The sequence below is a fragment of the Kitasatospora phosalacinea genome (assembly GCF_030268885.1).
In the GTDB taxonomy this organism is placed as follows: Bacteria; Actinomycetota; Actinomycetes; order Streptomycetales; family Streptomycetaceae; genus Kitasatospora; species Kitasatospora phosalacinea_C.
Map to the genome: position 1 here is coordinate 15,536 of NZ_BSSA01000048.1, position 23,520 is coordinate 39,055.

Sequence of the window (23,520 nt, forward strand, 5' to 3'; positions counted from 1 at the left end):
CGGTCGGATCCGCCGCGGTCACCCACCGCTGCCGGGCGCCGTCACGGTCCGCCGTGGCGGAGCACCAGGACGGCGGCGTCGTCCTGGTGCCCGGTGAGGTCGGCGACCTCCAGCACCCGGCCGGCCAGCTCCCCGGGTTCGGCGCCCACCCCCGCGCGCACCCGCCGCAGGACCTGCTCCAGCCCGGTGTCGAGCGGGAACGCGGGCCCCTCCACCACGCCGTCGGTCACCAGGACGACCGCTTCCGTTCCCGACAGGCGCCGCCGCGTCACCGGGTACACCTCGCCGGGTTCGATGCCGAGCGGCAGCCCCACCGCGTCGGGGTCCTCGGTGTCCTCGATCCCGGACCGGCCGTCGGCGGTCGCCCAGATCGCCGGGACGTGGCCGGCCCGGGCGACGGACAGTTCGTGGGTGGCGGGGTCGAAGCGCAGGAAGCAGCAGGTGGCGAAGAGGCCGTCGGGCAGGGAGAGCAGCAGTTCGTTGGTCCGGGCCAGCACCTCGCCGGGGTCGCTCGCCGCGCTGGCCAGCGCCCGCAGGCCGATCCGGACCTGGCCCATGAACACGGCCGCCTCGACGTCGTGGCCCTGCACGTCGCCGATGGTCAGCCCGAGCGTTCCGTCCGGCAGCCGGAAGCCGTCGTACCAGTCGCCGCCGATGTCCAGACCGTGGCGCGCGGGCGCGTACCGGGCGGCGGTCCGCAGCCCGGGCAGGCTCGGCAGCGCGGTCGGGAGCAGCTCGCGCTGCAGCGCCATGGCGAGTTCGACCCGGGCCCGCTGCCGCTCGGCGTGCTCCAGCGCCCGGGCGGTGAGCTCGCCGAGCTTGCCCAGCAGTTCGTGCGCGTCGGCGGGGTGCGACGGGGGACGGCGACGGCTCACGGGCGGCTCCAGCACGGCCTCGACTGACGGGCGGCGGGCGGCTGTCCTGCCACCGCGTGCCTCCATTGTCGCTTCGCCCGATCGGACCCGCTCCCGCGGCCGCGGGCGGCACCGCCGGCACCGTCGGCGAAGGGGACCTTCACGGGAATCCGGTCGGAGCCGGATCGAGAGAGCTCCGTCATCGAGGCGGGACCGTCCCCGCGGGCGTGAGCAGCGGCCGACATCGTCGCGGAGGGCGGGGGTGCTGATGGGGCCGTTCCTGTACGGGTGGGGCAGCGGCTTCCGTCCGTGCGGATCGCTCCCTCGGTGACCGGGCGTGCCCGGCTGCTCCTGCTGCGGGGCACGGGCACGGGCACGGGCCGCCGCCGACCGGGCGGCGGCCCGCATGGGGCCCGTGGTTCAGCGCAGAACCACGGAGAGCCGTGCCGGGCCGGTCGGGGTGGTGGTGTCACAGAAGTAGACGACGGCCTGCTGGCTGTCCACGTAAGCCTGGCCGGCCGCGTTGCAGGCGGTGGCGGTCGGGTACACGCCGACGTAGGTGTAGGTGGATGCCTGGGCACCCGGGGCCGCGATCAAGGCACTGCCGGCCACCACACCGGCCACGGCGACGGCGGAGAACGTCTTGCGGAGCGACATGGGTCTCCCTCTCGGCGATGAGCGCGGGGCTCTGATCTCCCGCGTTTCGTGGAGGAGCCTCCTCCGAATGCGGAGACGGGGCAATGGTCGAGACCAATTTCGACCGGAAGCGATAAGGTGCCCCGGCGAAGACACAGCTCAAGGGCTCCCCGGCTGACCGGACGATCATCTTTCGGACAGGTTCTGCACTGCCTGGAACCCCATGGGCCGAGGCCGTCCCCGCGTCCGCGGGGGTGCTCCCGCCGGTGCTGCGGGAAGTGCGACCGCCGCATCGACGTCTCCGTCGGGCGGAGGCGGGTGGCCTCCCGGCGCACGGCAACCAGCGCTCCGCGCGGGGCGCGGGCCGCCGCTTCGACTTCGAGAACCCCGAGCCCCGCTGGCACCGCTGTCGCCGCGGGCCCCGCCGCCGGTCAGGTCCGGCGCAGGACGGTCGCGTCGGCGGGGCCGGCGGTGTCGTCGGGTCGGAGGTGGACGGCGCGGCGGAGGGGTTCCATGCGGCGGGGGAGGGGGTGCCAGCCGGGTTGTCCGGCCATGTCGGTGTTGAGGTCGTGGACGGCGCGGGCGTAGGCGCGGGCGAGGCCGCGGAAGTGGAGGGGGAGTCCGGGGCGGGGGTGGCCGCTGGGGGCGATGCTGACCCACAGGGCGTCGGTGGTCTCGTTGTCGGGGCCGGGGGGTCGGGCGGGGTCGCGGAGGGTGAGGTGGGCGCGGGCGGTGAGCCAGTGGCGCAGGGCGGCGCGGGTGGTGGGGGAGAGGGCGATGGTCTCGGTGGCGGGCGGGACGTGCGGGTCGCGGTGCTGGGGGAGGCGGGTGAGGCGGATGGTGCCGTGGTGCAGGTCGACGTCGTGGGTGCGCAGGGCGCAGAGTTCGCCGGCGCGGCAGCCGGTGTCCAGGACGGTGGCGACGATGGCGAGGATGCGGGTGCGGGCGTCGCTCTGGCCGGGGCGGGTGGCGCTCTCCAGGTGGCCCAGCAGGATGCTGCGGGGGCGGGCGGTGACGGTCTCCCGGAGCACGACGGCGGGTCGCTCGCGCTCGGGGAGGGTGACGGGCAGGTCCGCCCGGGTGCCGAGGATGCGCAGGCAGTCCTCGCGCACGCGCATGGACGCGGGGGAGGGCTGGTCGGGTCGGGCGGCGGGTTTGCGGCGCAGCAGGCCCTGTTCGGCGGCGGTGAGGTAGGCGGCGAGGGTGGCGGGGGCGAGCAGCGCGGTGAGGGAGGCGGCGGCGGTCGGCGGGATCGCGCCGCGTTCCAGGGCGGTGCGCAACTCCCCGGCGACCCAGCGCAGTTGTTTGGCGCGGGAGGGGCCGGTGGGCGGCTGGCAGAGGTGTTCGACCAGGGCGTCCAGGGCCTGGAGGGAGGGTGCCGTTGCCGTCGGGGTGTCCGCCATGGGCCCACCCTAGTGCCGGGTCGGACGGGTTCCCGGCGGGCGCTCTCCGACTCCCCCGCAGAAGTACGTACATATGAATAACTGGCTTGAGGCGCGACCGCCCGCCCGGGGCCGAGTGCGTGGTGGCCGTTCGCCGCGGCCCGTCCCCGGCCGGTGGGGACCGTCCTTCGGCAGCCGGTCCGGGGGCCGACCGGTGATCGCGGAAGGCGGTGAATCCCGCACGGGGAAATGCTGTACGGGAATGGGAGGGATGGCGCGGGGACTTCCGCGGCGGCATTTCCGCGAGAAGGGTTGACACGGGGTTCGGGGTGCTGGACGCTCTTAACCGCCACCGCCCAGGACATTCGAGAGGGTGATCTCCCACGGCAAATTGTTAGCGCTAACAATACTGGCCGGAGCCGCTGCACCGCCAGGTCCCGGCCGCTGGAGCCGCAGGAGGTGCGGGCCCACCTGCGGAACGAGGGCGACGGTGGCGGAAACTTTCACGCGGACCTCGCCGACGAATAGCGGCGGGCAGCGGGCCGCCCGGCCGAAATCCGAGCGGGCTGCGGCCGCTCCGGAATTCGACGTCCGAGTGCATTCCTGAACCTTTCCACCGGGCCGCCCGGTGAATTCGGGCGCAGCGCGCCGGGCCCCGCGACGTGTCGGGCAACGCCCCGGAATCCCGCCCGCCGAATTCGTCCACCGGCACACCTCCGCCGCGCCCGCAGGGCGACGGACCCCACCGCTGCCCGCGGGCAGCGGGCCCCACCACGCTCCCGGCGCGCACCCGCGGGTCGTGCGCGTCCCACCACTCACGCCAGGAGGCGATCCCGTGCTCCACTCCGACCGACGCGCCTTACGAGGACCGGCCCGATCCCGCCTGCGCAGGGCGCTCGCGCACGCGCTCCCGGCCCTGCTCCTGGCGCTGGTGATCCCGCTGCTCACCCCGGGCGCGGCCACCCCGGCCGCCGCGCTGGGCAACGGCCTGGCCACCACCCCGCAGATGGGCTTCAACGACTGGAACGCGTACGGCTGCAACGTCTCCGAGTCGCTGATCAAGGCCACGGCGCTGGCCATGCACAACAACGGCATGCAGAGCGCCGGGTACACGTACGTCAACATCGACGACTGCTGGATGACCCACTCCAGGGGCGCCGACGGACGCCTCGTCCCCGACCCGGCGAAGTTCCCGGACGGGATCAAGGGCACCGCCGACTACGTCCACTCGCTGGGCCTGAAACTGGGCATCTACGAGGACGCCGGACTGCAGACCTGCGCGGGCTACCCCGGCAGCCTCGGGCACGAGACCACCGACGCCCAGTCCTTCGCCGCCTGGGGCGTGGACTACCTGAAGTACGACAACTGCTACGCCGGGCCGGGCTGCGCGCTGAACTCCTGTCCCAACGGCACCAAGACGCCCGCCCAGACCCGCTACGCCACGATGCGCGACGCGCTGGCCGCGACGGGACGGCCCATCCTGTTCAGCCTGTGCAACTGGGGCGAGGAGAACGTGTGGACCTGGGGGGCGGGCATCGGCAACAGCTGGCGCACCACCGGTGACATCAACGCGAGTTACTCCAGCATGCTGTCGATCTTCCACAGCAACGTGAAGCTGGCCCCCTACGCCGGCCCGGGCCACTGGAACGACCCGGACATGCTGGAGGTCGGCAACGGCTCCCTCAGCGACACCGAGAGCCGCACGGAGTTCAGCCTCTGGTCGGAGATGGCCGCCCCGCTGATCGCCGGCACCAACATCGCCTCGGCCAGTGCGAACACCCTCGCCACGCTCACCAACACCCGGGTGATCGCCGTGGACCAGGACCCGCTGGGCAAGCAGGGGACCATGGTCTCCTCCACCAACGGCCTCGACGTGCTGGCCAAGCCGCTGGCCAACGGCGACGTCTCCGTGGTGCTGTTCAACGAGACCGGGTCGACCGCGACCATCACCACCTCCGCCGCCGCGATCGGGAAGACCGGGGCCGCGAGCTACGGTCTCACCGACCTGTGGACCGGCGCGACCTCGACCACCACGGGCACCATCAGCGCCACCGTCCCGGCCCACGGCACCACCATGTTCCGGGTCAGCGGCGGCACCAGCGGCGGGACGACCACCAGCGGACCGGTGCGCGCCGTGGGCGCGGGCAAGTGCCTGGACGTGCCGAACTCGACCACCACCGCGGGCACCCAGGTGCAGATCTGGGACTGCAACAACCAGGCCAACCAGCAGTGGACGCACACCGCCTCCAACCAGCTGGCCGTCTACTCCGGCGGCACGCAGATGTGCCTCGACGCGTACGACAACCAGACCGCACCCGGCACCAAGGCGATCATCTGGACCTGCAACGGCCAGAGCAACCAGCAGTGGAGGGTGAACACCGACGGCACGATCACCAGCGTCCAGTCCGGGCTCTGCCTCGACGTCACCGGCAGGTCCACCGCCAACGGCGCCCTGATCGACCTGTGGACCTGCAACGGCCAGAGCAACCAGCAATGGGCCCTGTGAAGCCCCCGCGGCGGCCCGGCGCGCATTCCGGGCCCGCCGCCGTCCATCGCGCCCCACGCCCCACGCCCACCCGACGAGCCGCAGGGAGCCCCCGTGCCTGACAGCCGCTGTTCGGACCACCCGACGCCCGCACCCCCGCCCCCGCCCCGGGCCCGACTCCGCACGCTGGTCCGCGCGTTCGCCACGCTCCTGCTGCTCGTCGGCACCGCGGCCGGCACCGGAGGACTCGCCGGCACCGCGCAGGCCGCCACCGCGGGCCCCTGCGACCTCTATGCGGCGGGCGGCACGCCCTGCGTCGCCGCGCACTCCACCACCCGCGCGCTCTACGCGGCGTACGGCGGAGCGCTCTACCAGGTCCGCCGGGCCTCGGACGGCAGGACGCAGAACATCGCCCCCGTCGCCGCCGGGGGCGTCGCCAACGCGGCCACCCAGGACGCCTTCTGCGCCGGCACCTCGTGCGTGGTCACGATCGTCTTCGACCAGTCCGGGCACGGCAACGACCTCGCCTACCAGGGCCCCGGCGGCGCCGGGGGCAGCGACACCCCGGCCAGCGCCACCAGCGAGGCCCTCGCCCTCGGCGGGGCCAAGGCGTACTCGCTCTACATCAACCCCGGCAACAGCTACTGGCACGACGGGTCCTCCTCCGGGATGCCGCTGGGCAGCGCCCCCCAGGGCGCGTACATGGTGACCAGCGGGACACACGTCAACGGCGGCTGCTGCTTCGACTACGGGAACAGCGAGACGGACCGCAGGGCCGACGGCGCCGGGGCCATGAACGCCATCTACTTCGGGACGAGTTGCTGGTTCGGCGGCTGCTCCGGGACCGGCCCGTGGGTGCAGGCCGACCTCGAGTACGGCCTGTACTCCGGCGGCAGCCAGTCCTGGAACCAGAACCAGCGGGCCTTCACCAGCCGCTACGTCACCGCGATGCTGAAGAACAACGGCACCACCCGCTTCGCCCTGAAGGGGGGCGACGCCCAGTCCGGCGGGCTCACCACGCTCTGGAACGGCGCGCTCCCGCCCGGCTACAGCCCGATGAAGCAGCAGGGCGCCATCATCCTGGGCAGCGGCGGCGACTGCTGCAACGGCAACACCAACCAGAGCCTGGGGACCTTCTACGAGGGCGCCGTCGTCAGCGGCTACCCGTCCGACGCCACCGACGACGCCGTCCAGGCCAACATCGCCGCGGCCGGCTACAGCACCGGCACCGGCACCGGCAGCACCACCGGGCCGCTGCGCGCCGTCGGCGCCGGGAAGTGCCTGGACGTCCCGGGCGCCAGCACCACCGGCGGCACCCAGACCCAGATCTACTCCTGCTCCGGCGGGGCCAACCAGACCTGGACCGCCACGCCCTCCGGCCAGCTGACGGTGTACTCCGGCAGCACCCGGCTGTGCCTCGACGCCGAGGCCAAGGGCACCGCCAACGGCACCAGGGCGATCGTCTGGCCCTGCAACGGGCAGCCCAACCAGCAGTGGTCCCGCAACGCCAACGGCACCGTCACCGGCGTCCAGTCCGGACTCTGCCTGGACGTCAGCGGAGCGTCCACGGCCAACGGCGCCGCCGTCCAGCTGTGGACCTGCAGCGGGCAGAGCAACCAGCAGTGGAAGCTCGGCTGAGCCCCGACGGCCCACCGGCCCCCGCCCGGGACCACCCCGGGCGGGGGCCCGGCCGGTCAACGGACTGACGAACCGTCCGGCATCTGCGACGATGCGCCCCGTGATCCTGCGCATCGACCGCGTCCACGCGGACCGCCCGTTCGCCGAGGCCGGGAACCCGCGGCTGGCGGTCACCGACGAACGGCTCGGCCTGCTCGCGGTGACCGGCACCGTCGGACACGACCGACCCGCGTCCACGGCCGTGTACCGCACCTCGGACCTGACCTGCGTCGCGCTGCTGCGCTCGCGGCACCACGCCCACGCGCTGGCCTTCCACCCGGAGCTGCCGCTGCTCGCGGTCGGCACCGGCCGGTACGACGGCGGGTACCACAACGAGGGCGAACTCCTGCTGCTCGACCTCGGATCCGGCCGGGCGGTGTCGGCGTTCCACGACCCGACCGGGCGCACCGTGCGCGGGCTGGAGTGGCGGGACGGGCACACGCTGCGCCTGTCCCTGGAGCCGGTGAGCAAGGACGCCCAGGACCCGCAGGTGGAACACCTGGTGGACCTCCACCGGCCGGACTGGCGCCGCCCGGAGCCGCGTTCGGTGCGCGGGGCGGAACTGGGGAACTCGACGACCCGCCCGCTGACGGCGCACCCGCTCCCCGACCCGGGCCCGGTGCTCGACCGGCACCGCCCCGGCCGCGGCCCCGGCGGAGTCGTCCACGACGTCCGACTGCTGGACGACGGAAGGGTGCTGGTGTCCTCGGACGGCGCCCTGCTGGAGTGCCGACTGCCGTCCGGCGAGGTGTCCTGGTCGGTCCCGGCCGCCCCGCACGGCGGCGCGCGACTGGTGGTGGCACCCGACCAGCGCTCGGCCTGGGTGCACGTCGGCCCGTGGTACGTGCCCGACCTGCCCGACTCGGTCAGCCGGATCGACCTGTCGACCGGCACCCGGACCGCCCGGGTGCGGCTGTCCGCCCCGGCCGACCTGCACGCGGGCCCCGACGGGCTCCCAGTCCTCGTCCCGCGCGGCAGCCGCTACGTCCCGCGCGACGACCTGCACCTCCGGCGCGGCAGCGGGACGTCCTTCTGCACCGTCGGGACGTCCCGCGGCCCTGGCGGCACGCACCAGCGCTGGGTGGGCGCGGCCGACCCCGTCCCGCTGCCCGGCGCGGAGGAACCCCTCGCCCCGGACGCGCCCCCGCTGGGCGAGTCCGGGCCGCTGCTGGCCCCGGACCGGACCCCGCCCCGCCCGCTGTTCCCGCTCTCCCCGCTGCCCGGCGAGGACCACGACGGCGGCCCGGGCGTGGAACTCCCCGGCGGCGACCTGCTGCAGGCCGGCGCCCGGTGGCGCCGCGAAGGGCGCCGCCCCGGCGACTGCTACCTGGCCCGCCGCGACCCCGCCGACGGCACCCTGCGCTGGCTGTTCCGCACCGACCGGCCCGCCGTCGTCCTCGACACCGACGGCACGCACGCGTACGCCGGGTACGACAGCGGCGACGTGCTCGCGCTCTCGTCGACCGACGGCACCCTGCGCGGCTGGGGGCGCCTCACCCTGCGCGGCGCCCCGCTGGTGCCGACGGCCCTCACCGTCACCGCGCCCGGCCGGCTGCTGGTCGGCACCGAGTGCGGCCGCCTGCTGGAGTGCGCGTTCGCCTGACGCGACGGCGCCGGGGGCACCCGGAGCGGGTGCCCCCGGCGGTGGGGTGGCGGGTGGCGGGGGGTCAGTCCATGGTGTCGGCGGTGACGGTGGCGGGGTTGGTGAGGTCGGCGGCGAGGGGGAGGTTGCGGGAGCTGTCGCCGACCAGGATGCGGTAGGTGCCCGCGGTGGCGGTCCAGTGGGAGGTGGTGGTGTCCCAGTGGGCGAGGGCGTGGGCGGAGACCGTGAAGGTGACGGTGCCGGAGGCGCCGGGGTTCAGGGTGATCCGCTGGAAGCCCTTGAGCTGGTGCGGGGGTTCGCCGGTGGCGGCGGGGGCGCCGACGTAGAGCTGGGCGACCTCGGTGCCGGGGCGGGTGCCGGTGTTGGTGACGGTGGCGGTGACGGTGGCCTTCCCGCCGGTGAGCGGGCCGACCCGCAGGTCGGAGAAGGCGAAGGTGGTGTAGGACAGGCCGTGGCCGAAGGGGAACAGCGGGGTGAGGTTGTTGCTGTCGTACCAGCGGTAGCCGATCTTCAGGCCCTCGGAGTACTGGACGGTGCCGCCGGTGCCGGGCCACTGGGCGGGGGTGCTCGCCGGGACCTGGGCGAGCGAGGCGGGGAAGGTGATCGGCAGGTGCCCGGAGGGGTTGACGTCGCCGAACAGCAGCGCGGCGATCGCCTCGCCGAACTCCTGGCCCTGGTAGAAGCCCTCGAAGACGCCCGCGACCTGGTTCAGCCAGGGCATCATGACCGCCGAGTTGTTGCTGAGCACCACGACGGTGCGCGGGTTGGCCGCGGCCACCGCCGCGATCAGCGCGTCCTGGTTGCCGGGCAGGTTGAGGGTGGTGGTGTCGGCGGTCTCGTGGCCGTAGTCGTCGGCGGCGAAGACGACCGCCACGTCCGAGGCCCTGGCGAGCGCCACCGCCGCGGCCTGGTTGGTGCCGTCGTCGTAGGCCACGGTGGTGCCCGTCCCCGCGGTCCGCTGCTGGAGGCCGTACAGCGGGGTGTAGGTGCCGGAGCTGGTGGCGTTGCCGCTGCCGCCGCCGGAGGTGAGGGTGCCCGGGCCGGCCTGGGTGCCGATCACGGCGATCGAGCGGCCGGCGCCCGCGTCCAGCGGCAGCAGGCCGTCGTTCTTGAGCAGCACGGTGCCCTCCTCGGCGCCGCGCAGGGCGACCGCGCGGTGGGCCGGGGTGGCGACGATCGCGGTCCTGGAGCCGCTGGGCGCCCTGTCGAACAGGCCGAAGCGGAACATCTGGGTCAGCACCCGGGAGACCATGGTGTCGAAGGTCGCCTGGCTGACCTGCCCGTTGGCGACGGCCTGCAGCAGCGGGGCGGAGAAGAAGCCGTCGAACGGCATCTCCACGGTCTCGCCCGCGTTGGCCGACGGCACGGTGGAGTGGATGCCGCCCCAGTCCGAGGTGATGAACCCCTGGAACCCGGCCTGCTGGTACATCGCGACGTTCTCCAGCGCCGGGTTCTGGCAGGAGTACTCGCCATTGACCATGCTGTAGCCGCACATCAGCGCCGCCGCGCCGCCCTGCTCGATCGCGGTCTGGAACGCGGGCAGGTAGATCTCCTGCAGGGTCCGGGCGTCGACGATCTCGTTGCCGGGCGCGGAGGGCTGCTCGACGTTGTACGCCGCCACGTGCTTGACCTCGGCCATCACGCCCTGGCTCTGCAGGCCCTGGACGTCCGCGCTCGCGATCCGCCCGCTCAGGTACGGGTCCTCGCCGAAGGTCTCGTAGGCCCGCCCCCAGCGCGGGTCGCGCACCATGTTGACCGTCGGGCCGAGCGAGACGTGCACGCCCTTGCCCGCGAACTCCTGGCCGACCGCGACGCCGAACTCGTGCACGTAGTCGGGGTCGAAGGTCGCCGCCGACACCTCCCCGTCGGGGAACTGGGTGACGCCGCCGAGGCCGTCGCCGACCCCGCTCGGCCCGTCCTCGAAGTTGACGTCCGGGATGCACAGGTCGGGCTGCCCGGCGATCTGCCCGATGTAGACGTCGGAGCCGTCGCCGTACAGCAGCCGGTCCTTCTGCAGCTGCGTCATCGCGCCCATCAGCTGGGCGACCCGGGTCGCGACCGGCACGGTCGGCTGGTTCAGCCACGGGCAGGTGCCCGGCGCGGGCTTCGGCGCGGGCGGCGGGATGGTGACGGTCCGGTCGCCGACGGTGCGCACGGCCAGCTCCCAGAGCGAGACGCCGTACGCGGTGGCCCGGGCGGTGGTGTACAGCCGCAGGTAGCGGCCGGTGCCGGTGACGTTCAGGGTCTGGGTGCCGCCGGTGCCGGTGGTGGTGGAGTAGACGGGCGTCCAGGCGGCGCCGTCCGCGGAGAGCTCGATCCGGAACCCGGTGGCGTACGCGTTCTCCCACTGCAGCACCACCTGGCACACCGGCAGGCTCCCGCCGAGGTCGACCACGATCCACTGCGGGTCGCCGACCGCGGAGGACCAGCGGGTCAGGGTGCTGCCGTCGGTGGCGTAGAAGGCGTCGTACGCCGGGTTGCCGTCCTGGGCGGAGGAACCGGTCGCCGGGTGCCCGAGCGCCGCGTTGACGGTGCCGCAGCTGCCGCTGCCGCCGGTGGGCGACGGGGACGGGGTCGGGGTCGGGGTGCTGCCGCCCCCGCCGGTGAAGACCTGGAACTCCCAGAGCGAGTAGCCGTACTGGGTGGCGCGGGCGGTGCCGTACACCCGCAGGTAGCGGCCGGTGCCGGTGACGTCGAGGGTCTGGGTGCCGCCGGTGCCGGTGGTGGTGGAGGAGAGGGTCGTCCAGCCGGCGCCGTCCGCGGAGACCTGCAGCTGGAAGGCCGTGGCGTACGCGGCTTCCCAGGCGAGCGAGACCCGGCACACCGGCAGCACCGCGCCCAGGTCGACCTGCAGCCACTGCGGGTCGGCCGCGGCGGAGGACCAGCGGGTGCCGCCGTCGCCGTCGACCGCGGCCGCGGCCGGGAAGGCGGCGCTCTGCTCGGAGGAGGCGGTCACCGGCCGGTCCAGCGCGGCGTTCTGGCTGCCGCAGGCCGTGCCGCCCCCGCCGCCCGTCCCGGCGGTGCCGTAGACCTGGAACTCCCAGAGCGAGTAGCCGTACTGAGTGGTGCGCGCCGTGCCGTACATCCGGACGTAGCGGCCGGTGCCGGTGACGTTCAGGGTCTCGGTGCCGCCGGTGCCGGTGGTGGTGGAGTAGACGGACGTCCAGGTGGCGCCGTCGTTCGAGGTCTGGATCTGGTACGCCTTCGCGGCCGCGGTCTCCCAGCGCAGCACCACCTGGCTGAGCGTCGCGCCCGCGCCCAGGTCGACCTGCAGCCACTGCGGGTCGGCCGCGGCGGAGGACCAGCGGGTGCCGCCGTCGCCGTCCACGGCGGCGGAGGCGGGGGTGGCGGCGTTCTCGGTGGAGGAGGCGGTGGCCGGGCGGCCCTGCGACAGCAGCGCCGGAGCGGCCTGCGCGGCGGGCGTATCCGTGACGAGCAGGGAGGTGAGCAGGGCCAGGACGGCGAGCGCCGCCGTCCAGAGCGTCTTCAGCGTCTTCAGCGGCTTCGGTGCCTTCGCGGTGCGGCGGGGGAGCGGGGCGGGCCCCGGCGGTCGGGCCGAGCGTGCGTTCACGGTTCTCCTCGCGGACGGGCGGGTGGGGGACGCGCCGGGCCTCAGAAGCCGATGGCGACTTCGAGCCACTGCGGGTTCGCGTGCGAGACGTACGAGGACTGGCCCGCGTAGTCGTCGTACGGGAAGCCGTAGGCCAGGCCGTCGATCGCGCGGTCGTGCCAGAACTTCGCGTAGTAGTTGGCCGGGCCCGCCGCGTAGTACTTCGTCGGGTCGGACCACTGGGACTGCGGCAGCGTCGCCACGTGCCGGTTCAGCGCCGAGCACGTGCCCGGGTCCGCGGCCATGGTGCCCGCGCAGCCGAAGATGTTCGAGGTGCTCTCGGTGACGCCGACCGAACTCGCGTACGCCGTGAAGTAGTTCGCGTTCACGCCGCCGGTGCGGAAGCTCGGGTCGCTGCCCGGCGCGATGATCCGGTACGGGGCCTCGGTCTGTGCCAGCACCTTGAACTCCGGCGGGACGGCGTTCGCGAAGTCCTGGAACAGCTGGGTGCGGCTCTCGTCGAACACCGACCGCGCGTCGCCGACCTGCACGTCGTAGCCGTCGGCCGCGTGCAGCCGCATCGCCAGCGGCAGGGCCCAGGCGTCGACCCGGGTGGTGTTGCCGTTGAACACGTCGGGCCCGACGGTGAACTCGATGAAGTCGGTGTACCTGCTGGTCGGCGAGCCGAGGGAGAAGTACATCCGGCCGGAGGAGTTGGCGGGCATGTCGAGGTACGGCTGCTCGGCGATCGAGTGCACCTGGCCGTTGAAGCTCCAGTACACCTGGCTGTCCGGGTAGGCGCCGTTGGTGCGGTTCAGCACCTTCACCGTCAGCACGTTCTTCGCGGCCGGGATGCTGCCGGTGTCGCCCCAGAACGGGTCGGCGGGCGGCGTGCTGCTCGAACTCGGTCCAGGGGTGGGGGAGTTGCTACCACCCGTGGTGGTGGAGACCTGGAGCTCCCAGAGCGAGTAGCCGTACGCGGTGGTGCGGGCGGTGCCGTACACCCGCAGGTAGCGGCCGGTGCCGGTGACGTTCAGGGTCTGGGTGCCGCCGGTGCCGGTGGTGGTGGAGTAGACCGTCGTCCAGGCGGTGCCGTCGGCGGAGAGCTGGAGCTGGTACGCCTTCGCGGCCGCGGTCTCCCACTGGAGCTGGACCCGGCAGACGCTCTGGACCGAGCCGAGGTCCACCTGCAGCCACTGCGGGTCGCCGAACGCACTGGACCAGCGGGTGCCGCCGTCGCCGTCCACGGCGGCGGAGGCGGGCGTGCCGGCGTTCTCGGTGGAGGAGGCGGTGGCCGGACGGCCCTGCGCGGCGTTCGACGCCCCGCAGCTGCTCGGCGCGCCGGTGCCGTAGACCTGGAACTCCCAGAGCGAGTAGCCGTACTGGGTGGTGCGGGCGGTGCCGTACATCCGGACGTAGCGGCCGGTGCCGGTGACGTTCAGGGTCTGGGTGCCGCCGGTGCCGGTGGTGGTGGAGTAGACGGTGGTCCAGGTGGTGCCGTCGGTGGAGAGCTGGAGCTGGTACGCCTTCGCGGCCGCGGTCTCCCACTGCAGGACGACCTGGCTGACGCTCTGGCTGGAGCCGAGGTCGACCTGCAGCCACTGCGGGTCGGCGGCGGCGGAGGACCAGCGGGTGCCGCTGTCGCCGTCGACGGCGGCGGAGGCGGGGGTGGCGGCGTTCTCGGTGGAGGAGGCGGTGGCCGGGCGGCCCTGCGAGAGCAGGGTGGCCGCGGCCCGGGCGGGCGGTGCCGGGGCGAGGGCGAGCACCAGGCCCGCCAGCAGGGCGGTGACGGTGAGCAGGGCGCACAGGGGTGCGCTCCAGCGGGCGGGGGTGCGGGGCGTCCGGTGGGCCCGGTAGGTCGGGGATGTCCGGTGCGTCCGGTGGGGGCGTGGCACGAGCATCTGTCGGCTCCTCGGGTGCGCGTGCAGGTGGGGGTGGGGTGGGGTGTGCGGGCGCGCAGCGAGAGAGAGGGTGAGCGCTGAGAGCGCTCTCTCGCCCCAGCAGTGTGATGACCTGGAAGAATTCATGTCAAGCGGGAGAGCGCTCTCCCATTTTTGCGCCCGCCAGAGGTCGGAAGACGGGTCGCCGGAGCCGCCGCGGAGCCGCTGCCGAGTCGCTGCGGAGCCGCCGCGGCGGACGGGGGTCGGGGGGAATCCTGTCGTCGAGGCCGGGTGGTGGCCTAGGCTCGGACTCATGTCGAACCCTGACGGGCTGCTCGTCGACATCGCCGCGATGGTGGAGTCCGAGCACAGTAACCAGATGTCCGTGACAGTGGTGGTTCCCGGTGCGGTGATCACCGGCAGGCTGGCCCCGGTCGCCCTGTGGTGGGAGCGGGTCGCCGACGTCCTGCAGACCTCCGACCACCTGAAACCCTTCGCTGCCCTGTTCGCTCCGCCCCCGCCCGAAGCCGCCCCCCATCCCCCCACCCACCTCCACCTCCACCGGGCCCGCATCCTCCAGGGCGACTTCGGCCTGCCGCACACCGGCGGCATGTACCGGATCGCCATCGCGGACATCAGCGCCTGGTCGGTCGGCGACCTCAGCTACTCCGACGGCTGACGGCAGCCACCCCGACGGCTGACGGCCCCGCCTAAGGCCCGCCGACACCCGAGCGCCCGCCGGACCGCAAGGTCCGGCGGGCGCTCCTCCGCTTCCCGGGGCCGGTGCGGGCCCGCGTGTCAGAGGCTTCGGGTGGGATGAGCACATGACCGTCCACGACGCAGCCCGCCGACTCCCGCCCATCGCCGACCTGCGGCAGCTGTGCCGCGCACTGGCGATGCTCGACGCGATCCTGAGCCCGGACCGGGAGGGCCGGTACCACTCCTTCGACGCCGGCTGGGCCGACGGCGAGGAGATGGCGTCGATGCGCAACGGCTTGGGGGACGAGTACTCCATCGTGTTCTCGGCGGCGGGGGCTTGTGTCCGTGGCTTCGACCGTGAAGCACCGATGAGCCCGTACAACAACGACGGCGAGCCCTGGCCGGGAGTGATCGACGAGGTTCCGGAGGTCTTCGAACCCTTCGTCGCGGAACCCGCGTTCACCGACGAGGACGACGTGCCCGTCGTGACGGCCTGCCTGTGGCGGGAGGTGACGGACGACCGGTGGCGGCACGGCGCGATCGACTTCCCCACCGGGCGGTACGACCCCGACGGGGCGGCGGGCCTGTTCGAGCTCCTGGTCGACCCCTCGCCGGAGGCGTTCCAGCGCTTCGCCGAGGAGTACTACGAGGTTCCGGTGGACCTGGAGGCGGTGCGCGCCGTGTACGCCCTGCAACCGCTGAGCCAGCAGCTCGTCTCCTCGCTGAACGCCGAGGTCACCCTCGCGGACCTGGCCGGGGACATCGCCGGGATCGGCTACCCGCAGTCGGCCCCAGCCGCCGAGGGGGACCGGAACGGCCAGGGGTGACGACGGGCCGATCTCCGCTCCGGTTCGGTGGCCCCGCCCCGCCCCGCCCCGGATCGGCCCGTCCTGCTTCGAGGTCCGTGCCGACCCACCTCGGTGAACAACGGGTGGTTGTGGGGTGCTGGCCGATCGGCTGTTTGACCTGCTGTTATCCCGTCCGCTTACCTCTCTCCGGTCAACGTCGGATTGTTCGGGTGGGGCAGCGAGGGGAGTGCGTCGGGCATGGCGGGCAGGAGGCGGCTGGGGCGGCAGTTCGGGTGGCTGTGGGCGGCGTACGCGGTGAGCGCGTACGGGTCCGGGCTGGGGTTCGGGGCGTTGCCGCTGATCGCCGTGCTGGTGCTGCACGCGAGTCCTGCCGAGGTGTCCGCGCTGTCCGCGGTGGGGCCGGCGGTGGGGGCGCTGATCGCGGTGCCGCTGGCGCCGTGGGTGGAGTTCCGGCGCAAGCGCCCGGTCATGATCGCGACGGACCTGGTCCGGTGCGCGGCCATGGCCTCGGTCCCGGCGGCCTACGCCCTCGGCCGACTCGGCTTCGCCCACCTGCTCGCGGTCTCGGCCGTGGTCGCCGCAGCCAAGATCGCCTTCGGGGCGGCCGGCGGCGCCCACCTCAAGGCGCTCGTCCGCCCGGAGGACCTGCTGGTGGCCAACGCCCGCTTCGAGTCCACGAACTGGAGCTCCATCGCGGTCGGTCCGCCGCTGGGCGGCGCGGCGATCGGCCTGTTCGGGCCGGTGGTGACCGTGATCGCGGACGCGGCCGGCTACCTGCTCTCCGCCCTGGGCATCGCCGCGATCCGCGGCCGGGAGGAGGCGCCGCGCACGGGCGAGCGGAACCCGGCCCGGGCGGGCGCGCTGCTCGACGGCTGGCGGCACATCGCGGGCGACCCCGAACTGCGGGCGCTGCACCTCAACACCATGCTCGTCTCCGGCCTGATCATGGCCACCGAACCGCTGCTCGCCGTCCTGCTGCTGCGCCAACTCCACTTCCCGCCCTGGCAGTACGCCCTCGCCTTCGCCGCCCCCTGCCTGGGCGGACTCCTCGGCTCCCGGCTGGCCCCCCGCGTGGTGGCCCGCCACGGCCGCCACCGGGTCCTGCGGACCGTCGGCACCCTGCGCGCCGTCTGGCTGATCGGTCTGGCCCTCGTCCGGCCCGGCGTCGTCGGCCTGGTCACCGTGATGGCCGTCGAGCTGGCGATCATCGTCAACATGAGCCTGTACACCCCGGTCCTGGCCACCTACCGGCTCGAACGCACCCCCGCCCACCTGGTCGCCCGCACCCTGACCGCCTGGTCGATCGGCCAGCAGGCGGCCATCGCCCTGTGCACCGCACTCGCCGGGCTGCTCGCCGACCTCACCGGCCCGCGCACCGCCCTCACCGTCGTGGGCCTGATCGTCCTGGCCACCCCGCTCCTGCTGCCCCGCCCCGCCCGGGCGCCGCAGCCCGAGCCGGAACCGGCCCCCAGCCGCTCCTGAGCCACCGCCGCCTCCGGACCCGCCCGTGCGGGCCCACCTGGTCGACGGCACCGAACTGCCTGCCCTGCTGCGGGCCGACCGACCCGCGCCGGCCGTCGGCCCCGGAGATCCTGACGTCCCGTCAACTTCCGCGGGGGGAAGCCGGACCGGAGGAGAGGGGCGGTTGACGCGCCGTCCGCGGCACACTAGCGTACTGCTTCATTGTGAAGGACGTACATAAATCCCGAGAACTCACCAGCGGCCCGGACGGCTCCCTCTACGACCCCGGGGTCCGCTCCTCCCTGGAGGCCCTCGCCGGGGGCGGTGCCACCCTGGCCCTGGAGGCCGCCGCCGCCGTCCGCTCGGCCGCCCAGGCCGTCGACCGGCTGCGCTCGCACGGCGCGGGCGGACGCGGTCTCAGCGCCGGGGCGCTCGACCTCCTCGCCCGGCTGGGCACCGCTCCCGGGGAAGGGCTCAGCATCGGCGAACTGGCCCGCGCCGCGGGCGTCAGCTCCCGCAACGTCACCGGGTTGGTCGACACGCTGGAACGCGAACGGCTGGTCCGGCGCGTCCCCGACCGGCAGGACCGCCGCTCCGTCCGGGCCCGCATCACCCCGGCCGGTCGGGAGTGGCTCGCAGCCTTCCGCGAGCCCGCGCAGCGCGCCATGGCCGCCCTCTTCCAGGGTTTCGACGAGACGGAACTCGCCCGGCTCCGGCACCTGTGCCTGCGCCTGGTCGACAACCAGCAGCGGATCGAACGGCACCTGGCCGACGCCCGGCAGCAGGGCGACGCCCCGCACCCGAACGCCTGAACCCCGACCACGAGGAGCGTGCGCCCCGCATGACCACCGACCCGACCGTCCGCGCCACCGTCCGGGCCTACTACGACGCCCGGTTCGGCGGCGACGTCGCCGCGGCCGCCGCCCTGATCGGCGAGGAGTTCGCCTTCCGCAGCCCGTTCGTCGCCTCCGGAAGCCCGGAGGGCCACCTCGACGGCCTCGACGGGCTGCTGAGCGTCACCGACCGGGTCGAGCTGATCAGCGAGCTCTACGGCCCGGACGAGGCCGTCCTGCTCTACGACCTGCACACCGTCCCGGCCGTCGGCATCACCCAGCGCACCGCCGAGCACTTCCGGCTCCGCGACGGCCGGATCACCGCGATCACGCTCCTCTTCGACTCCGCCCCCTGGCAGGCCCTCATGGCCGCCGCCGGACCGGCCTCCACGCCCTCCGGGGACCGAGGGGCCGGGCGTTGAACGGGCCCATGGGCGAGGACGGGCGGAGCGGGCAGGGCGCGCAGGACGGACAGCACCGGCGGGCGGCGAGCCGGACGGCGGTGCTGGTCTGCCAGGGGCGGGCGGCCGCGGACGGGCGGGCCGCGGTGGGGCGGTTCGCCGATCCGGTGGCGGTGCGGCTGCTGCGGGACGAGGAACGGGCGGTGGTGGAGCAGGTCCGCGCGGGCACCCCGCCGCAGGGCTGGCGGGAGCGCACCGGCTACGAGGGCGTCCGGGCCTGCGCCGAGATCGCCGTCCCCCGCACGGTCGCCATCGACGAGGCGCTGCGCAGCCAGGCGAGCGGCCAACTCGTCGTCCTCGGCGCCGGGTTGGACACCCGCGCCTGGCGGCTCGCCGACCTCGCGCACACCGACGTCTGGGAGGTCGACCACCCCGCCTCCCAGCAGGACAAGCGCGCCCGCCTGGCCGCCGCCGGAGCGGAACCCGTCGCCCGCTCCGTCCGCTTCACCGCCGTCGACTTCGCCGTCGACGACCTCGCCGCCGCCCTGGCCGCCGCCGGGCACGACCCCGCCGCCCCCACCACCTGGCTGTGGGAGGGCGTCGTCCCGTACCTCACCCGCGCCCAGGTGCGCGCCACCCTCGCCGCGCTCGCCGGGCGCACCGCCCCCGGCAGCGCACTCGTCCTCAACTACCAGGCCCCGTCCGCGAAGGCCGCCGCCGGACGCCTGCTCACCCGCCTGCTCGGCAGCTCCGTCACCGCGGGCGAACCCTGGCGCTCCCGGTGGACGCCGCAGCGGATGGCCGCCCTGCTCGCCGAGCACGGCTTCCGGGTCACCGCCGACGACGACCTGCTCACCCTCGCCCGCCCCCTCGACACCCCCGTCCGCGGCCGCACCTCCCTGCGCAACGGCCGGGTCGCCGTCGCCCTCGCCGGGCCCTGAACGCCAGCCGCGCGCACCGGGGTTCGACCGACCCGTGCTAGCTTCCTCCGTACCAGCGCGGTGCAGGGCACCGCGCCGCACCGACGCGTCACCGAGAGGGTGAGGTTCATGTCTGCCGGGAGCGAGTTCCGTCACGTCCCCCACCGGGCCGCCGACTGAACCGGCTGCTGCCGACGGCGGTCCGGGCCGCTTCACGTCCCCGGAGTTCACCACAGATGCAGAGCACCACCTCCCGTCCGCTGAGCCTGCTCGTGCTCGGCGGCACGCGTTTCGTCGGCCGCACCCTCGTCGAGGCCGCCCTGGCCGAGGGGCACCGCGTCACGCTGTTCAACCGCGGCCTGACCGCGCCCGGCCTGTTCCCCGCGAACGGCACCGCGAACGGTTCCACCGGCGCGGGCGGGGTCGAGACCGTCACCGGCGACCGCACCGCCGACCTGTCCGCGCTCGACGGCCGGAGCTGGGACGCGGTGGTCGACGTCGCGGGCTACGATCCCGCGGTGGTCCGCCGCTCGGTGGCCGCCCTGGGCGGTCGGGTGGGGCGGTACGTCTTCGTCTCCTCGCTGTCCGTCCTCGCCGACCAGGCCACCGTCCAGGACGAGGACGGCGAACTGCTGGACCTCGACGGCGAGTTGGCGCCACACCAGCTCTACGGCGCGCGCAAGGCCGCCTGCGAGCGGGTGGTGCTGGACGCGTACGGCGAGCGGGCGAGCATCGTCCGCCCCGGCCTGATCGTCGGACCGTACGACACCACCGACCGCTTCCCGTACTGGCCGCGGCGCTTCCAGCGGGGCGGCCGGGTGCTGCTGCCCGGTGCCCCGGAGGACGCCGCGCAGTTCATCGACGTCCGCGACCTGGCGGCCTGGATCCTCGGGTGCGTCACGGCCCGGCGCGGCGGCGTCCACCACGTCACCGGCCGGACCGTGCCGTTCGGCGAGTTCTTCGCCACCTGCCGGGCCGTGGTCAACCCCGCCGCGGAGCCGGTCTGGGTCTCCAGTGAACGGCTGCTGGGGGCCGGGCTCGACCCGTGGATGGGCGTGCCGATGTGGATCGCCGCCCCCGGCTGCGAGGCCGTCAACCGGGTCGACGTCTCCCGTGCCCTGGCCGCCGGACTGACCCACCGCCCGCTCGCCGAGACCATCGTCGACACGCTCGCCTGGGACAACGCCCGCGGCGGCCCCGCCCCCGGTGAGGAAGGGCTCGACGCGGCGGCGGAGCAGCGTCTGCTGGACGAACTGGCCCGCTGACCGGGCGGGTCGGGGACGGTCGGCCGGGTGGGCCACCTGTGCGGCGAGGGCGGCCCCGGACCTGGCGGGCGGTGCTGCACGACCGGGACGGGTTCGACCTGGTGGACGTCCTCCACTGCGGCGACTCCGTGCTGCGGGTCGCCCGGCCCTGAACCCGCCCGTCCCGCACCGCTCGTCCCGTCCCGCACCGTCCCGCACCGCCCTGTCCGTCCCGTCCGCCCGGGGCGCGGCGGGCGGTCGGGCCGCACGGGGCGTCAGACGTGGACGCCGGGCTCCTCCGGCAGGGGCTGGGCCTCGGTCGTGGCGGCCGGGCCGCGGCGGCGGGCGAGGCGGGCGGCCAGCGGCTCGGTCCACCGGGCGGCCAGCGGGCCGATGACGACCAGCAGCAGCACGTACGCGGTGGCGAGCGGGCCCAGCGACGGCTCGACGCCCGCGGCGACGGCGAGCCCGGCGATGACGATCGAGAACTCGCCGCGGGCGACCAGTGCGCCGCCCGCCCGCCAGCGGCCCCTGGCGGCGATGCCCGCCCGGCGGGCGGCCCAGTAGCCGGTGGCGACCTTGGTGAGGGCGGTGGCCACGGCCAGCGCCAGGGCGGGCAGCAGCACCGGCGGGATGCTGGCCGGGTTGGTGTTCAGGCCGAAGAAGACGAAGAAGACCGCCGCGAACAGGTCGCGCAGCGGGCTGAGCAGGGTGTGCGCCCCCTCCGCGGCCTCGCCGGACAGCGCGATGCCGACCAGGAACGCGCCCACGGCCGCGGACACCTGGAGCTGCTGCGCGATCCCCGCGACCAGCAGGGTCAGGCCCAGCACCACCAGCAGCAGCTTCTCCGGGTCGTCGTGCGAGACGAAGCGCGAGATCAGCCGCCCGTACCGCAGCGCGACGAAGAGCACCGCGCCCGCGGTCGCCAGCGCGACGGCCAGGGTGAGGCTGCCGACCAGCAGTCCGGCCCCCGCCAGCAGGGCGGTCAGGATCGGCAGGTAGACCGCCATCGCCAGGTCCTCCAGCACCAGGATGCTCAGGATCACCGGCGTCTCCCGGTTGCCGAGCCGTCCCAGGTCGCCGAGCACCTTCGCGATCACCCCGGACGAGGAGATCCAGGTGACCCCCGCCAGCACCACCGCCGCCACCGGCCCCCAGCCCAGCAGCAGCGCCGCCGCCGCGCCGGGCAGCGCGTTGAGGGCGAAGTCGACGATCCCGGCCGGGTACTGGCTCTTCAGGTTGGTCACCAGGTCGGCCGCGGTGTACTCCAGGCCGAGCATCAGCAGCAGCAGGATCACGCCGATCTCGGCGCCGGTGGCGACGAACTCCTCGCTGGCGCTGAGCGGCAGCAGCCCGCCGTGGCCGAACGCGAGCCCGCCGAGCAGGTAGAGCGGGACGGGCGAGAGGCCGTACCGGGAGCCGACGCGGCCCAGCAGCCCCAGGGTGAGGATGATCGCGCCGAGTTCGATGAAGACGGTGGTGGTGTGCAAGCGTTCACTCCCTTCCGAGGATCGCGGCGGCGGCGTCCACGCCCTCGCGGGTGCCGATCAGGATGAGGGTGTCCCCGCCGGCCAGCCGGAAGTCCGGGGCGGGGGAGGGGACGGCGCCGGTGCGGCGCAGGACGGCGACGACGGAGACGCCGGTCTCGGTGCGCATCCGGGTGTCGCCGAGGGGGCGGCCGTTCCAGTGCGAGCCGCCGGAGAGCTCGACGCGTTCGGCGACCAGACCCAGGCCGGAGGTGTGCAGCACGTTGGGGCTGTGGTGGGACGGCGTCAGGGCGTCGACCAGGGCGGCCGACTCACTCTCCGTCAGGTGCAGCGAGTGGGCGCAGGCGTCCGGGTCCTCGCGGCGGTAGGTGTTGAGGGTGCGGGTGCCGTCCCGGTGGGCGATCACCGAGACGTGCCGGCGTTCTCGGGTGGTGAGGTCGTACTGCACGCCGATGCCGGGCAGCGGGGTCGATTGCATGCGTGGTACGGGCACGGAGAGATCCCTTCGGGCGCGGTCCGGGGCGGTCTGGTTGGCTCGTACCACCTTTTCAGAGGGGGAACCGCGTCCGTAAGGGGTCAAGACAAGGTAAAGGCCCGGTCAAGGAGTGGCGTTCCTCACGCCCGCCGCCGCGGGCGGACGGAAAAAGCACCGGCCGCAGACCCCTCCGGGGGTAGAGGGTCTGCGGCCGGCGATCAGGGGGCGGGTCTCCGCCGGGGGTCAGTCCAGGTCGTCGCCGAAGTCGGGGCGGACGCCCCGGGCGAACTGGATCTCGTCGTTGGAGGTGCCCGCGGCGACCATCGGCCAGACCATCGCGTCCTGGTGGACGACGAAGTCGATGACGACGGGGCGGTCGTTGATCTCCATGGCCTGCTTGATGACGTCGTCCAGGTCCTCGGGGCGCTCGCAGCGCAGGCCGACGGCGCCCATCGCCTCGGAGAGCAGCACGAAGTCGGGGATCCGGGTGCCCCGCCAGACGGTCGGCTCGGTGCCGTCGCCCGCGGCGGAGCCGCTGTCGTCCGCCGTGGGGCCGGAGTGCAGGACGGTGTTGGAGTAGCGCTGGTTGTAGAACAGGGTCTGCCACTGGCGGACCATGCCGAGGGAGCCGTTGTTGATGACGGCGACCTTGATCGGCAGGTTGTTCAGGGTGCAGGTGGTGAGTTCCTGGTTGGTCATCTGGAAGCAGCCGTCGCCGTCGATGGCCCACACGGGGACGTCGGGGCGGCCGGCCTTGGCGCCCATGGCGGCGGGGACGGCGTAGCCCATGGTTCCGGCGCCGCCGGAGTTGAGCCAGGTGGCGGGCTTCTCGAACTGGATGAACTGGCTGGCCCACATCTGGTGCTGGCCGACGCCGGCGGCGTAGATGGCGTCGGGGCCGACGAGTTGGCCGATGCGTTCGATGACCTGCTGGGGGGAGAGGCGGCCGTCGGGGGCGGGTTCGTAGCCGAGCGGGTAGGTGTTCTTCCACTCGTTCAGGCGCTTCCACCAGTCGGTGTAGTCGCTGCGGTGGCCGGCGTCGTACTCGGCCTGGACGGCGACGATCAGGTCGGCGAGGACCTCGCGGGCGTCGCCGACGATGGGGACGTCGGCGGCGCGGTTCT

The 23,520-nt window shown here is 74.2% G+C and carries 18 protein-coding genes; 10 read left to right on the top strand and 8 right to left on the bottom strand.

Annotated features, from left to right (window positions below):
- Nucleotides 1-41 precede the first annotated feature (41 nt).
- The 3 genes from QSK52_RS37360 to QSK52_RS37370 all read right to left on the bottom strand — a co-directional run bounded on the left by QSK52_RS37360 (nucleotide 42) and on the right by QSK52_RS37370 (nucleotide 2,893).
- Nucleotides 42-875, bottom strand: coding sequence for a PP2C family protein-serine/threonine phosphatase (locus QSK52_RS37360; RefSeq protein WP_285740737.1), 834 nt, complete (start codon nucleotides 873-875; stop codon nucleotides 42-44).
- 399 nt (nucleotides 876-1,274) lie between these two features.
- On the bottom strand, nucleotides 1,275-1,511 hold the full coding sequence (locus QSK52_RS37365) for a hypothetical protein (protein ID WP_285740738.1): 237 nt from the start codon (nucleotides 1,509-1,511) through the stop codon (nucleotides 1,275-1,277).
- A gap of 410 nt (nucleotides 1,512-1,921) precedes the next feature.
- The gene (locus tag QSK52_RS37370) at nucleotides 1,922-2,893 is read right to left on the bottom strand and encodes a site-specific integrase (RefSeq protein ID WP_285740739.1); all 972 of its coding nucleotides are present in this window, start codon (nucleotides 2,891-2,893) and stop codon (nucleotides 1,922-1,924) included.
- A gap of 901 nt (nucleotides 2,894-3,794) precedes the next feature.
- Between QSK52_RS37370 and QSK52_RS37375 the strand changes: the two genes are divergently transcribed.
- From QSK52_RS37375 to QSK52_RS37385, 3 genes are all read left to right on the top strand, one after another.
- Nucleotides 3,795-5,378 carry a glycoside hydrolase family 27 protein gene (locus QSK52_RS37375; protein ID WP_435053473.1) on the top strand — a complete coding sequence of 528 codons (1,584 nt, stop codon included), beginning with the start codon at nucleotides 3,795-3,797 and terminating at the stop codon, nucleotides 5,376-5,378.
- 93 nt (nucleotides 5,379-5,471) lie between these two features.
- Entirely contained in the window at nucleotides 5,472-6,995 is a 1,524-nt protein-coding gene (locus QSK52_RS37380; protein ID WP_285740741.1) for an arabinofuranosidase catalytic domain-containing protein, read from the top strand.
- A 100-nt stretch (nucleotides 6,996-7,095) separates the two neighbouring features.
- Nucleotides 7,096-8,637 (top strand): hypothetical protein, encoded by a 1,542-nt coding sequence (locus tag QSK52_RS37385; protein ID WP_285740742.1) that lies wholly within the window; start codon nucleotides 7,096-7,098, stop codon nucleotides 8,635-8,637.
- 64 nt (nucleotides 8,638-8,701) lie between these two features.
- Here the strand turns inward: QSK52_RS37385 and QSK52_RS39615 are convergent, their stop codons facing one another.
- Both QSK52_RS39615 and QSK52_RS39620 read right to left on the bottom strand, forming a co-directional pair.
- A complete protein-coding gene (locus QSK52_RS39615) occupies nucleotides 8,702-12,094 on the bottom strand; it encodes a discoidin domain-containing protein (protein WP_435053474.1) in 3,393 nt (1,130 codons plus the stop codon).
- A 155-nt stretch (nucleotides 12,095-12,249) separates the two neighbouring features.
- Nucleotides 12,250-14,088, bottom strand: a complete 1,839-nt coding sequence (locus QSK52_RS39620) for a discoidin domain-containing protein (RefSeq protein WP_352230357.1) — start codon at nucleotides 14,086-14,088, stop codon at nucleotides 12,250-12,252.
- 292 nt (nucleotides 14,089-14,380) lie between these two features.
- On the opposite strand from QSK52_RS39620, the gene QSK52_RS37410 reads away from it, so the two are divergent.
- From QSK52_RS37410 to QSK52_RS37440, 7 genes are all read left to right on the top strand, one after another.
- Nucleotides 14,381-14,746 (top strand): hypothetical protein, encoded by a 366-nt coding sequence (locus QSK52_RS37410; protein ID WP_285740743.1) that lies wholly within the window; start codon nucleotides 14,381-14,383, stop codon nucleotides 14,744-14,746.
- Nucleotides 14,747-14,891: 145 nt separating this feature from the next.
- Nucleotides 14,892-15,593: a hypothetical protein gene (locus QSK52_RS37415; protein WP_285740744.1), complete on the top strand. Its 702-nt coding sequence runs from the start codon at nucleotides 14,892-14,894 to the stop codon at nucleotides 15,591-15,593.
- A gap of 219 nt (nucleotides 15,594-15,812) precedes the next feature.
- Complete coding sequence (locus QSK52_RS37420) at nucleotides 15,813-17,057, top strand: MFS transporter (RefSeq protein WP_285740745.1); 1,245 nt, start codon at nucleotides 15,813-15,815, stop codon at nucleotides 17,055-17,057.
- Nucleotides 17,058-17,260: 203 nt separating this feature from the next.
- Complete coding sequence (locus tag QSK52_RS37425; protein WP_285740746.1) at nucleotides 17,261-17,848, top strand: MarR family winged helix-turn-helix transcriptional regulator; 588 nt, start codon at nucleotides 17,261-17,263, stop codon at nucleotides 17,846-17,848.
- Nucleotides 17,849-17,877: 29 nt separating this feature from the next.
- Entirely contained in the window at nucleotides 17,878-18,291 is a 414-nt protein-coding gene (locus tag QSK52_RS37430) for a nuclear transport factor 2 family protein (protein WP_285740747.1), read from the top strand.
- Nucleotides 18,288-19,211 (top strand): class I SAM-dependent methyltransferase, encoded by a 924-nt coding sequence (locus QSK52_RS37435; protein ID WP_285740748.1) that lies wholly within the window; start codon nucleotides 18,288-18,290, stop codon nucleotides 19,209-19,211. The genes QSK52_RS37430 and QSK52_RS37435 overlap by 4 nt, the downstream gene beginning before the upstream one ends.
- 215 nt (nucleotides 19,212-19,426) lie before the next feature.
- Entirely contained in the window at nucleotides 19,427-20,455 is a 1,029-nt protein-coding gene (locus QSK52_RS37440) for an NAD-dependent epimerase/dehydratase family protein (protein WP_285740749.1), read from the top strand.
- Nucleotides 20,456-20,709: 254 nt separating this feature from the next.
- On the opposite strand, the gene QSK52_RS37445 is transcribed toward QSK52_RS37440, so the two are convergent.
- The 3 genes from QSK52_RS37445 to QSK52_RS37455 all read right to left on the bottom strand — a co-directional run.
- Nucleotides 20,710-21,924, bottom strand: a complete 1,215-nt coding sequence (locus tag QSK52_RS37445) for a cation:proton antiporter (RefSeq protein ID WP_285740750.1) — start codon at nucleotides 21,922-21,924, stop codon at nucleotides 20,710-20,712.
- Between the two features lie 4 nt (nucleotides 21,925-21,928).
- On the bottom strand, nucleotides 21,929-22,399 hold the full coding sequence (locus tag QSK52_RS37450) for a cation:proton antiporter regulatory subunit (RefSeq protein ID WP_285740751.1): 471 nt from the start codon (nucleotides 22,397-22,399) through the stop codon (nucleotides 21,929-21,931).
- 240 nt (nucleotides 22,400-22,639) lie between these two features.
- On the bottom strand, nucleotides 22,640-23,520 hold an 881-nt coding region (locus tag QSK52_RS37455), incomplete at its 5' end, for a thiamine pyrophosphate-dependent enzyme (RefSeq protein ID WP_285740752.1).